Genomic DNA, 12,622 nt, shown 5'->3' on the forward strand with positions numbered 1-12,622 from the left:
AAATGGAAAAATTTTTAGAAAAACTTAGAAATAAACAAAATTTAAGTTTTGAAGAAAGCAAATCAGCTTTTGAATTGTTGATGACAGGAAAAGCAAGTGAAAATGAAATTTATGATTTTTTAACACTACTTTCAGAAAAAGGTGAAGTTTCAGATGAAATAGCTGGTGGTGTTTATGTTTTAAGAGAAAAATCTAAAAGAGTGAAAGTTGATAAATGTGTTGATACTTGTGGAACAGGCGGTGATGGAATGAATACTTTAAATATATCAACTGCTTCAGCCTTACTTTTAGCAAGTATGGGTACAAAAGTAGCAAAACATGGAAACAAGGCTGTTTCTTCAAAATGTGGATCTGGTGATGTACTTGAAGCATTAAAAATCAAAATTGATCTTGAACCCACAGAGATAGAAAAAGAAATTAAAAATAATAATTTCGGCTTCATGTTTGCTCCAAATTATCATAGCGCAATGAAATTTGTTGGTCCTGTTAGAAAAAAAATAGGTAAAAGAACTATCTTTAATATGATCGGACCATTAAGTAATCCCGCTTTAGTTGATAGACAAGTCGTTGGAGTTTTTGATAGAAAATTATTAAAAATTTTTGCTGAAGGTCTTAAAAATTTAAATATTAAATTTGCATGGATAGTAAATAGTGAAGATGGATTAGACGAGATATCACCTTATGAAAAAACAAATGTAATACAATTAAAAAATGGAGAAATATCTGAATTTACAATTGATCCAAAATTATTGAATATTAATGCTGAAAAATTTGAAAATCTTGTGGGTGATGATGCAAAATTCAATGCAAATAAAATGATTGAAATATTTAAAGGTAAGGATAATGATTTTTCAAAAGCTGTCTGTTTGAATGCTGCGGCAGGCTTAATAGTAAGTGAAAAATTTACAGAATTTTTAGATGCCTATAATTTTTCAAGAGAATTTATATTGTCAGGTAAATCCTACTCACATTTAGAAAAAATACAAAATGTCTGATAATATTCTTGAAAAGATAATCAAAAAAAAGATTGAGAAAATAGATGTATTGAAAAAGACTATAGACGTCAAATCTTTAAATGAAATCATTAATAAAAATAATTCTTTTATTAATTTTAAAAATAAGATTAATAATAATTTAATTGATAATAAAAGTTCAATTATTGCAGAAATAAAAAAAGCGAGTCCTTCAGCTGGAGTTATCATTGACGATTATAACCCAGTCGAAATTGCAAAAATATATCAAGATAATAAAGTAACCTGTTTATCAGTTCTAACTGAGGAGGATTTTTTCTTGGGTAACTTAATTCATATTAGTAAAATAAAAGATAAAATAAATTTACCCATTTTATGTAAAGACTTTTTTATTGATAAATTTCAAGTTCCTTTAGCTAAAAGTTATGGTGCTGATGCAATCTTAATTATTTTAGCTGGTGTGTCAGATGATTTGGCTAACGAATTATATGAAGAAGCCTTAAAGTTTAACATGTCGATTATTGTTGAAGTTCATACAATTGAAGAAGCAAAAAAAGCTTTAAACTTTAAAGAAGCATTAATTGGTATTAATAATAGAAATTTAAAAACTTTAAAAACTGATATCAATACAACCTACGATATTCATAATGTGTTAGTTAATCACCAAGGACCGCTTATCTCTGAAAGTGGGATCAAAACAAAAGAGGAACTTTTAGATTTAAAAAACAAAACATCTATTAATACTTTTTTAATTGGTGAATCACTTTTGAAAAATTTGGAAAAAAATTCAATTTTTTCAGTTTTATAGTTAAATAAACCCCTATTTTACTAGTATTTTTACTATTGTTATATTAGAAGAACTTTTATAGAACATTATTTGTACGATATTTGTTCTTATGCTTACAAAAAAACAAAAAAACCTGCTTTTATTTATCAACAAGAAGTTGAGAAGTTCTGGTGTGTCTCCTTCTTACGAAGAAATGAAACAATCTCTGAATTTAAAGTCAAAATCGGGAATTCATAGATTAATAAGTGCTTTAGAAGAAAGAGGTTTTATTAAAAGATTAGCACACAAAGCTAGAGCATTAGAGGTTATCAAATTACCAGAAACCGCCTCAGCCAACGATATTTATAACAGTTTTTCACCTAGTGTAATTAAAGGTGGTTTAGACGAAGTAAACATTAATTCTGACGAAATGGAAGTTCCTGTGCTTGGAAAAATAGCAGCTGGTACACCTGTAGAAGCAATTCAAAATGAAGTTTCAAGAATTCCTTTGCCGAGTAACTTAGAAAAAAATGGTGACTATTTTGGATTAAAGGTTCAGGGAGACTCAATGATTGAAGCTGGCATCAATGAGGGTGATACTGTTATAATTAGAAGAACAGACAGCGCAGATAATGGAAAAATTGTTGTAGCTTTAATAGACGAACATGAAGCTATGTTAAAAAGAATTCGTAAAAAAGGTAAAGTTGTAGCTCTTGAAAGTGCTAATAGAAACTATGAGACTAAGATTTTTGGTCCAGATAGAGTAAAAGTTCAAGGTGTACTTGTATCTTTATATAGAAACTTCTAAAAAAATAGTCTAAACATCACAAATGTCAAAAGTTGCAACGCGTTTTGCGCCCTCACCTACTGGTGCACTCCATATTGGTGGTGTAAGAACAGCACTATTTAATTGGTTATATTCAAAAAATCAAAATGGAACTTTTCATCTAAGAATTGAAGATACGGATAAAGAAAGATCTAAAGATGAACATAAAATTCAAATTATCAAATCTTTAAAATGGATTGGTATTGAACATGATGGTGAAGAATACATTCAATCAACAAAAATTGATAATCATATAAATGTAGCAAATGAACTACTTAAAAAAAATAATGCTTACAAATGTTATTGCTCAAGTGAAGAAATAGAAAATCAAAAAAAGAGAGCTAGACAAAAAAAACTTCCATACACTTATAATAGAAAATGTAGAGATCTTACCGAAAATGATGCGCCAAAAAATATAAAACCAGTAATTAGATTTAAAAGCAAGATAGAAGGAACTTCTATATTAAAAGATTTAGTGCAAGGAGATGTTGAAATTGAGAATATTACAATAGAAGATTTTATAATATTAAGAAATGATGGAACACCAACATATAATCTTTCTGCAACTGTAGATGATCATCAGATGAACATGACACATATAATCAGAGGTGATGATCATAAAATTAATACATTTAAACAAATACAAATATACTTAGCTATGAAATGGAATGTTCCTTTATTTGCTCATATTCCTTTAATACATACTATAGAAGGTAAGAAATTATCAAAAAGAGATAATGCATCAACATTAGATGATTATTCTAAAATAGGAATTATGCCAGATGCACTTAGAAATTATTTGTTAAGATTAGGTTGGTCATACAAAGATAAAGAAATATTTACATTAGCTGAGAGTATTCAGCATTTTAACTTAGAAGGAATTGGTAAATCTCCATCTAAACTAGATATGAGCAGAATATTATCAATGAATGAACATTACATTAAAACTATAGATGAGAATGAACTGTATGACCATCTTGTTAAATATTGTGAAATTTATAAAGAAAAAATTAAACCAGAAAAAGAAACTAAGATTAAACCTTCATTAACTTTTCTAAAAAATAAAGCTAAGACCTTGGAGGATATATTTAATAATGCAAAATATATAATCTTAGATGATCTGAAGTTTGAAGAAAAAGATTTAGAATTAATTGATGAAAAAGCAAAAGATATAATTAAAGAATTTAAAAAAAATTTAGTTTCAATAAATGAATTAAATAAAGAAACACTTGAACCTTTGGTAAACAATTTAATAAAAAAATATGAAACTAATTTTAAAGGTGTTGGTCAACCTTTAAGAGTGGTATTAACAGGGTCAAAATTTGGGCCAGGTTTGTACGATATAATAATATCCTTAGGTAAAGAAGAAGTGCAAAAAAGATTAGGAAATAAGATATTTACTTAATAAAGATGATGCTTCTTCAGAAGATGAAGTTTTTGATCTAATTTGACCTAATGTTTTTTCACATACTTCAATTTGTTTACTCATAAGCTCTGGATTTTTCAAAAAATAAACAACTGAATGATAAATTTCTTTAGCATTACATTCTTTCTGGATTAACTCGGGAATTATTTCTTGGTTGTTAATAATATTGATAATGTTAGCAAATTTAATTTTCACCAACATTTTAACAATTAAAAAATTTAAAAAATTCATTTTATAAATAATTATAGAAGGAACTTTTGCATTACAAATTTCAAGAGAAATTGTTCCAGATTTTGAAACTGCAAAAATAGATTTATTTAGTATTTGTTTTTTAATATTTTCATCAGAGATAATCTCAACATTTTTAAGATTTGTGTTATTAATTTTTTCATTAATTAAATTTTTATTTTCAGCTGTAGAATGAAAAACATAAGTGAAGTTGTCAAATTTTGAATTCATCATATCTATAAAATCAATCAATATAGGTAAAAGTAAATTTACTTCAGATGATCTACTGCCACAAAAAAGAGAAATTATCTTTTTATTATTTGATATTATACTAGATAGATCTATTTTGTTTTTTGTTTCTTGCTCTAATAATGGGTGTCCAACAAAAGTATTTGGAATATTTTCTTTGTCAAAATATTTTTTTTCAAAATCAAATAGTAATAAAATATGATCCAAAAACTTTTTAAACTTTTTTACCCTACCTTCTCTCCAAACCCATACTTGTGGAGCCACATAATGAATTGTCTTAATTTTATTGTTTAATTTTTTGACTTTTTCTGCAACTCTTAAGGTAAAATCAGGACTATCTACACTAAACAAAATATCTGGATTGAATTTTATTATTTCTTCAACAGTATTGTTTATTTTTTTTTTAATTTTAAAAATATTTAGCAAAACACTTGTGAAGCCAATATAAGTAATTTCTTTAAGGTCAAAAATAGATTTTATTCCCAGTGAATTTAAATGTGTTCCACCAACACAAAGATATTGAATATTATTATCATTTTTTTGAAGTTTAGATATAACTTTAGAGGCAAGCCTATCTCCAGAAGGTTCACCAGTTAATATAAATATTTTTTTCATTTTACTGAGATAAACATTTTATTTTTGTTTGCAAATTTAATGCATTTAATTTTATCTAAAAAAACATGTTGTTTATTTTTAACTACAATACCTTTTAATCCAGCAGTTTTACTTTGTTTTAAAGTTTTTAATCCAATCGTTGGAAGATCTACTCTCAGGTCTTGTTTCTTTTTTGGAAATTTAACTAAAACTCCGTGATTTCTAAATTTTTTGCTTCTACTTTTTTCAAGCATTTTTTTAGTGCCTCCTTTTCCTTCTATAGAAATTACTTTTTGGTTTCGGACCACAACTCCTTGGCTAAAATTATACTCTCTTAAACTATTTAATGTTTTAATTGCTTTTGTAATATCTAATTGGTCTTGTTTATTTGGTTTAATCTTTGAAAAATTTCCTTTTTTTAAATATAGCTCAGGATTAAATATTAGTGAATTTTCTGTCTTAATCTTGTTTTGAGCTAAAATTTTAATAATTTCTTTGAGTATAGCTGCATCTCCAAGCTTAGATGCTTTAATTATTCTTGGAATATAGTAAATACCTTTTATATCTAATTTTAATTCAGATAAGTTTGGTTTATCTACCTTTCCAGCAAATAAGATCTTTTTACAATTACTTTTCTTAAGAATATTAATAATTTTACCAAATTGACCTATAGAAACTGAATAAGATTTTTTATCTTTTTTAAATTTCTTAGATTTTGATAAATCAATTATTAAATAATTAATTTTCTTTTTTTTGATAGTTTTTAGAATTTCAATTGGAAAATCAGTATCACCAAATATTAAACCAATCATATTAAGAAAATGGAGTACAAATAGATCTTTTTTTATCTTTTGTTATAAAATCAATTACGTTTTTAACCAATGAATTTTCTTGAAAAGAACCATTCAATTTACTTATATTTTCATTGATATTTTTTGTGGCAAAAATTTTCTTATAAGCATCACTAAGTTCTAAAATATCCTTATTTTCAAACTTGGCTCTTCTTAACCCTATTAAGTTCAATCCTTGAAGTGAGTTTCTATTTCCAGTTGACAAACCATAAGGTATTACATCGTGCAATACTCCAGTCATTCCACCAATCATAGCCATCTTACCAATCCTTGTAAATTGCTGAACAGCAGAATTTCCACCTATAACAACATTATCTTCTATTATTGCATGGCCTCCTAGAGGAACATTGTTTGCTATAATGACGTTATCACCTACTATACAATCATGAGCAACATGAGAGGAAATCATAAATAGACAGTTGTTACCTATCTTTGTTTTACTCCCACCTCCGCTTGTGCCTGGGTTTATTGTTACATATTCTCTTATTGTATTGTTATCACCAATTATCAACTTTGTCTTTTCACCATTATATTTTAGGTCTTGTGGATCATTGCCAATTGATGCAAAAGGATAAATCTTATTTTCTTTACCAATTATAGTTTGTCCAGAAATACTCACATGTGAATGAATTATTGTATTTTCATTAACTTCAACGTCTGGACCTAAAACAGAATATGCACCAATTTTTACATTTGATGCAATTTTGGCTTTAGAGTCAATTATAGCTGTTTTATGGATCACTTATTGTCCTTTATAAATTTTTTTAAATCTTTAGCAGGATAACCCATTACTTTAGTGTTATTAGGAATATTCTTAATCACACCAGAACCACCACCTATTTGAACATTATTACCAACCTTCAAATGACCAGAAATTCCAGCTTGTCCACCAATCATAACATTACTTCCAATAGTAGAACTACCAGCAAACCCAACCTGACCAGCAATTATACAATTTTCACCAATCTTATTATTGTGAGCGACATGAACTTGATTGTCTAAATAAGTATTCTTTCCAATAATTGTATTAGATAAAGAACCTCTATCAATTGTTGATCCACATCCAATTTCACAATTATCTTCAATTATAACAATGCCAATGTGAGGATATCTAATATTTTCATTTTGATTTGGAAAAAATCCAAATCCTTTTTTTCCAATTACACATCCGTCTAAAATAGAAACATTGTTTTTAATCAATGAATTTCTAATAATAACATTAGATCCAATAGAACAATCGTTACCTACAACAACATTGCTTTCGATTATTGTATTATGTCCAATTAAACAGTTAGAGCCAATTTTTACATCTTTCCCTATTAATACATTTTGCCCATGTTTTGTATTTTTATGAAAAGAAGTGTTTTCAATAGCAGTTACATTAGAGTCAAAATCATCACTAATAGCATTTTGATAAAATATTTTAGTAATTTTTGCTGTTGAAATGAGAACATTTTCTACTTCAATAGGTTGACAATTATTAGGTAAAATGTGAGATAATTTTTTTGTTGTTACGCAAAAAGCTGCTTTAGTATTACTGGCTGCAGTTTCGTATTTTTTTGAATGGAAAAAAGTAATATCTTTACTTGAGGCTGTAACAAGGTCTTTTATATTAGAAATACTTGCATCTTTATATTTAAAAATATTTTCAATATCACATAATTTTAAAATATCATGAATTTTAAATGGACCTGAATTTTTAAAGAAAGGATTAATCATTAAATATTATTTATCAAAACAAAGATTAATTGCTTATCAATAAATATTACTAATTATTTTCTATCAACAATTGTAGCTGACCACTGAGCATCAGCCATTTTCTTTTCACCCACAAAGGCTTCACCTTTATATTTCCAAACACGGCCATGAGATCTAATAGACTCAATTCTTAATTCAAGTTTACAATCTGGTATTACAGGGCTCCTAAAACGAGCTTTTTCAACACTCATTAGAAAAACAAGTTTATTATCATAAGTTTCCTTATCTATGCCATGCGCAGTTAGTGCTGCAGCTGTTTGCCCAAACGCTTCAACTATCAAGACACCAGGCATAACTGGTTGACCTGGAAAATGTCCCTGAACAAATGGACTATCTTTCCTTAAATTTAGAATTCCTGTAGCCGATGAAAGTTTCTTAATATTTGTCAACTCATCAATTAACAACATAGGCTCTCTATGTGGTAGAAGGTTTTTTATTTGATCTTTATTTAACGTCTCCATTATTTTAATCTTTCATTTATTAATTTAATTATATCAGCTGTAATATTACTATCTGATTTAGCAATAAAAATATTTTTTTTATCAAAAATAATGCTTAAGTTATTTTTTTCCATATATTCATTTATTATAGGTGTAACTTGATTAAAAAAATCATTTATTTGTTTTTGTTTTTGTTTATTAAAATTATCAATTAGTTTCTTTTTTTCATTTTGAAATATCAAAACTTTTTTTTTATATTCATCAATTTTTATATTTAATTCATCACTTGAAATAATATTTTTTTGTTTATTAATCTCGTTTTGACTTTCTTTAATTTCTTTTTCTTTTGGTTTTAGTAATTTTAAATTATTTTGATTTGTGGTATTTAAATCATCAATAATCTTTTTACCAATTATGCTTTTTTCAAGCAAGCTGTCTACATCAATAAATTTTATCGTATCATCACCGTATGAATTCAACGAAGTAAAAAAAAATACAAGTATAATACAAAATAAATTTTTGATAATTTTCATTAAAATGTTGTACCTAAGTTAAATCTAAATGTTTCTGTAACATCAGTATCAGCTTTAGTTATTGGTTGCGCTAATGAAAAGCTTAATGGCCCAACTATTGTAGTCCAATTAAGACCAATGCCTATTGAAGATCTAATTTCACTGTTGTCTGAAATGGATTTATCGTAATCAATTCCCCAAACATTAGCAGCATCAATAAAAAATGATACATCAAGATTTTGAGAATTTTCAAAAATTTGAGGTATTGATGAAGATAAATTTATTGCTGACATATAGTTTCCACCTATAAAATCATCACCATCCTTAGGACCAATTCTACCTCTTTCAAAGCCTCTTAATCTGGAAGCTGGAATAAATAATCTTTCAGACAATTTAATGTCTTTATTATTAGCAGATATTGAAGATCCAAGTAAAAAAGAAAAGCTTGAAATATTATTTTCAAATAATTCAGTGAAATATTTATATTTATAAGTATTATTTAGCGTGCCTGTATCACTTAAAACAGGAAGATCAATATTATAAAAGCTGTAGTAACCTTTCGAAGTTGCATATTTTTGATTTCTTTTATCAAAATTAAAATCAAAACTTATAAAACTATCAAGATAATTACCTGCCATTTTTTTTTGTTTATTAGACGCTTCACTAGTAACAACTATATCTTCAACAAAATTATCTGTAGACATACCAAAGAACAAATCATCAAAATATTCAAATCGTGTTCCAAATGAAAACCCTGTTCTTGTAGATTTATACCCATATGTATCAAGTTTATCGTCTTCAGATGCCTGAATACTAAAATTTACACTTTTATCAGAGTTTTTATAATTTGGATTATTTACAACAAAAAGTCCTCTGATCGAGTCTTTAGAAATATTAGCATTTGTGTCAACTGACACACCTTTACCTAAATAGTTATTTTCTTTAACTCCAAATGATACTGTTGCTCCATTTGTACCAGTACCCGCACCAGCAAATATTTCTCCAGTAGGTTTTTCAGATATTGATATATCAATAGTTTTTGACTTATCTTCATTATCTATTTTAATATTAGATGTAACATCTCTAAAAAAATTTAATCCTTTAATATTGTTTATAGATTTGGAGAAAAGAATCTCATTAAATGGATCACCTTCATCAACTAAAATTTGATTTCTGATAACCGACTCTGCAGTAACATTATTTCCAAATATATTTATCTTTTTTATAAAAGACTTTTCAGTTTCAATAACATTGAAAGTAATGTCAATTTTGTTTTCAACTATACTTTCTTTAATTGTTGCATTTACTGACTCAAATTGTTCATTAGTTGTAATAATTTGTATTTCATCAATGATTTTTTCAACATCATTTAAGGAATAAGGTTTTAGATGCAAATCATCAAAATATTTATTTAGTTTTTTGTAGTTTGATAAATCAAAATCTTGTGGAAAATTTAAAGTGAATTTATTAAATAAAATTTTTTCACCTGGATCAATATTATAAATTAACTCAAACTCATTTTGTTCTATAAGTTTTGCAAATGATGAATTTATTTTTACGTTATAATAACCTCTGTTTAAGTAAAAGTTTTTTAATAAACTTACATCATATGAAATTATTGACTCGTTTAAAAATTTTTTACCTGAAATAAATTTCCAAAATTTATATTCTTCGCTAACAATTATACTTTTTAATTTATTATCCTTATAGATCTTATCACCAAGAAAAGTTATTTTTTTAATTTTAGATTTTTCTCCAGTTTCTATTTGATAAACTATATCAATTTTATTATCTTCAAGATCTTTAATTATTATTTGTGTTTTTGAAAAATAAAATCCAAATTTTTTAAGAATATCTGTGATTTTATTTTTATCTTTTTCTAAAAAAATTTCGTTAAATGAAGTTCTTGGTTTAAAAGTAATATTTTTGAACAATTCATCTTTAATTTTTTGTTTATCAATTCCTTCTATTGAAACATTTTGAATTATTGGAAATTCTTCGACATATATTAGCAAAGTATCATTGACAATTTTTAATTCAATTAAATCAAAAAAATTTGTATTATATAAGTTTTTAAGGGTTGTGTTAAAATCATTCCTATCAAAATCATTTCCCTCTAAAACATTAGCAAACATTTTTATTGTTTCACTTGAGACTCTCTGATTACCCTTAACTTCTAACTTATTAATAACTTCTGCAGATAAACTGGAGAAAATAAAAAAAATTAAAAATATATAAATTTTTAACATGGCTATTTATATATTAATTTTGTGATTTTTGTATGCAGATAATTATCCAAATTGATTATGTCATTGACAGTTTTGGGTTGAATTTTCTTTAATTTTTTAAAATTTTTATCATTTAAAATCTTAAATAAATATTTTTGAATATCTAAAAAATCTATTTGATTATTCAAAAAAAGATTTACCAATTTATCATTAGCAGACACAATTAAAGTTTCGTAAAGAGATGAAATATCAGGTAGATTATCTAAAATTTTAACTAGTGGAAACTTTTTAAAGTTTATTTTTTGTAGACCTAAATGATTTAATCTATTTATATCAAGTTTACTTGTAATATAAGTACTTTTAAAATCGTCTAACAATGTATTTTGTATTGGTACCAACATATTGGTGTCATGAATTATTAATTTAGTCATACCATTTTTGAAATTAATAATTGAATGGACATATGAATTTGGGTGAACAAGAATAGACAATTTTTTATATGAAATATCAAAAATATTTCTAGCTTCAATTATTTCAAAAACTTTATTCATCATTGTTGCTGAGTCTATAGATATTTTTTCACCCATTTTCCAATTCGGATGCTTTAGAGCCATTTTTTTATTAATATTTTTAAATTTATTTACAGGATAGTTTAAAAAAGGACCGCCCGATGCAGTTAAAATTATTCTATCTATTTCTTTATTTGAAAAACCTTTTACACCAAACCAAGCTGAAAAATGTTCTGAGTCAACTGGAATAAATTTAGTTTTATTTTTTTTTAATTCTTTCTTTATAATATTCCATCCACATACGATTGCTTCTTTATTTGCTATAGCAATTTTTTTTGTATGTTTGATAATTTTACAAGTTGGTTCCAATCCAGCAATACCAGTGATTGAACACATGGCGTAGTCTATTTTTTTTATCAATATCTTATTTAAATCATCAAAATTGTTGTAAATATTTATCTTCTTTTTTAATTTTTTTGATTTTACAGCATTAAAACTATTGTGATCTGTTATAATTAAATTTTTTACATTAAAAAAATATGCTTGTTTTAATAAATCCTTATAATTTTTATTTGAACTTAAAAGAACAATTTTAAAATTTTTTTTATTTTTTTTGATTATACTGAATAGTGTTTTTCCTATAGATCCAGTAGAACCTAAAATTGCAATATTTTTTTTCATATAAGAGGACTCAAAGACAAAATTATGTAAGAAAATGGAAAAGCAAAAATCATACCGTCTATTCTGTCCAATAATCCACCATGTCCTGGAATAATATTTCCTGTATTTTTAATTTTAGATAATCTTTTAAAATATGAAATTGCTATATCTCCTATTTGACTTACAGCAGAAACCAAAAGAACAATAAAAAAAATTTCAATAGTAAATTCAATTTTTTTTTGAAATAAATCAAAATTATTAATGAATATACTGCTCAATATTATTGATAAAAAAAAACCTCCTATCATTCCAGAATAAGTTTTATTGGGACTAATTTTTGTTAATTTAGGACCTTTAAAAGTTTTACCAAATATATATCCACCAACATCTGTAGAGACACATATAGTCGTAATCAACAATAAATAAAAATATTCACCTGGAAAATTATTTCTTAATTCAATCACTGAATAGAATGAAAAAGATAAAAAAATATAACCTATCAAAGAAAATTTTTTCTTTTTACTCATCATATACCACTCATATAAAGTTATTAAAAAACAAATTAGTAAAAAGAAAATAAAAAAAAATGAACCTTTGACTATAA

At 25.7% G+C, this 12,622-nt stretch carries 13 protein-coding genes; 4 read left to right on the forward strand and 9 right to left on the reverse strand.

Annotated elements, in window-relative coordinates; genetic code table 11:
• Window positions 1-2 precede the first annotated feature (2 nt).
• From trpD to gltX, 4 genes are all read left to right on the forward strand, one after another.
• Window positions 3-995, forward strand: coding sequence for an anthranilate phosphoribosyltransferase (gene trpD / locus ACIJYI_RS03730; RefSeq protein WP_435112865.1), 993 nt, complete (start codon window positions 3-5; stop codon window positions 993-995).
• Window positions 988-1,779, forward strand: a complete 792-nt coding sequence (locus tag ACIJYI_RS03735) for an indole-3-glycerol-phosphate synthase (RefSeq protein WP_435112867.1) — start codon at window positions 988-990, stop codon at window positions 1,777-1,779. The genes trpD and ACIJYI_RS03735 overlap by 8 nt, the downstream gene beginning before the upstream one ends.
• 88 nt (window positions 1,780-1,867) lie before the next feature.
• Window positions 1,868-2,545: a transcriptional repressor LexA gene (gene lexA / locus ACIJYI_RS03740; RefSeq protein ID WP_435089383.1), complete on the forward strand. Its 678-nt coding sequence runs from the start codon at window positions 1,868-1,870 to the stop codon at window positions 2,543-2,545.
• Window positions 2,546-2,567: 22 nt separating this feature from the next.
• Window positions 2,568-3,968 carry a glutamate--tRNA ligase gene (gltX, locus tag ACIJYI_RS03745; protein WP_435112868.1) on the forward strand — a complete coding sequence of 467 codons (1,401 nt, stop codon included), beginning with the start codon at window positions 2,568-2,570 and terminating at the stop codon, window positions 3,966-3,968.
• On the opposite strand, the gene lpxB is transcribed toward gltX, so the two are convergent.
• Genes lpxB through ACIJYI_RS03790 form a run of 9 tightly spaced genes read right to left on the reverse strand, consistent with a single transcriptional unit; the run spans window position 3,945 to window position 12,545 of the window.
• Window positions 3,945-5,081: a lipid-A-disaccharide synthase gene (gene lpxB / locus ACIJYI_RS03750; RefSeq protein WP_435112870.1), complete on the reverse strand. Its 1,137-nt coding sequence runs from the start codon at window positions 5,079-5,081 to the stop codon at window positions 3,945-3,947. The genes gltX and lpxB overlap by 24 nt on opposite strands.
• On the reverse strand, window positions 5,078-5,872 hold the full coding sequence (locus tag ACIJYI_RS03755; RefSeq protein WP_435112872.1) for an LpxI family protein: 795 nt from the start codon (window positions 5,870-5,872) through the stop codon (window positions 5,078-5,080). Before ACIJYI_RS03755 ends, lpxB begins: the two co-directional genes overlap by 4 nt.
• Window position 5,873: 1 nt before the next feature.
• On the reverse strand, window positions 5,874-6,653 hold the full coding sequence (gene lpxA / locus ACIJYI_RS03760; protein ID WP_435112874.1) for an acyl-ACP--UDP-N-acetylglucosamine O-acyltransferase: 780 nt from the start codon (window positions 6,651-6,653) through the stop codon (window positions 5,874-5,876).
• The gene (gene lpxD / locus ACIJYI_RS03765) at window positions 6,650-7,630 is read right to left on the reverse strand and encodes a UDP-3-O-(3-hydroxymyristoyl)glucosamine N-acyltransferase (RefSeq protein ID WP_435112876.1); all 981 of its coding nucleotides are present in this window, start codon (window positions 7,628-7,630) and stop codon (window positions 6,650-6,652) included. Before lpxD ends, lpxA begins: the two co-directional genes overlap by 4 nt.
• A gap of 53 nt (window positions 7,631-7,683) precedes the next feature.
• Entirely contained in the window at window positions 7,684-8,130 is a 447-nt protein-coding gene (gene fabZ, locus ACIJYI_RS03770) for a 3-hydroxyacyl-ACP dehydratase FabZ (RefSeq protein ID WP_435112878.1), read from the reverse strand.
• Entirely contained in the window at window positions 8,130-8,642 is a 513-nt protein-coding gene (locus ACIJYI_RS03775; RefSeq protein ID WP_435112880.1) for an OmpH family outer membrane protein, read from the reverse strand. Before ACIJYI_RS03775 ends, fabZ begins: the two co-directional genes overlap by 1 nt.
• Window positions 8,642-10,870 carry an outer membrane protein assembly factor BamA gene (gene bamA, locus ACIJYI_RS03780; RefSeq protein ID WP_435112882.1) on the reverse strand — a complete coding sequence of 743 codons (2,229 nt, stop codon included), beginning with the start codon at window positions 10,868-10,870 and terminating at the stop codon, window positions 8,642-8,644. Before bamA ends, ACIJYI_RS03775 begins: the two co-directional genes overlap by 1 nt.
• 2 nt (window positions 10,871-10,872) lie before the next feature.
• Window positions 10,873-12,039 (reverse strand): 1-deoxy-D-xylulose-5-phosphate reductoisomerase, encoded by a 1,167-nt coding sequence (locus tag ACIJYI_RS03785; protein WP_435112884.1) that lies wholly within the window; start codon window positions 12,037-12,039, stop codon window positions 10,873-10,875.
• Entirely contained in the window at window positions 12,036-12,545 is a 510-nt protein-coding gene (locus ACIJYI_RS03790) for a phosphatidate cytidylyltransferase (RefSeq protein ID WP_435112886.1), read from the reverse strand. The genes ACIJYI_RS03785 and ACIJYI_RS03790 overlap by 4 nt, the downstream gene beginning before the upstream one ends.
• Window positions 12,546-12,622: the final 77 nt, after the last annotated feature.

It is taken from the genome of Candidatus Pelagibacter bacterium nBUS_36 (assembly GCF_051201215.1).
GTDB lineage: Bacteria > Pseudomonadota > Alphaproteobacteria > Pelagibacterales > Pelagibacteraceae > Pelagibacter.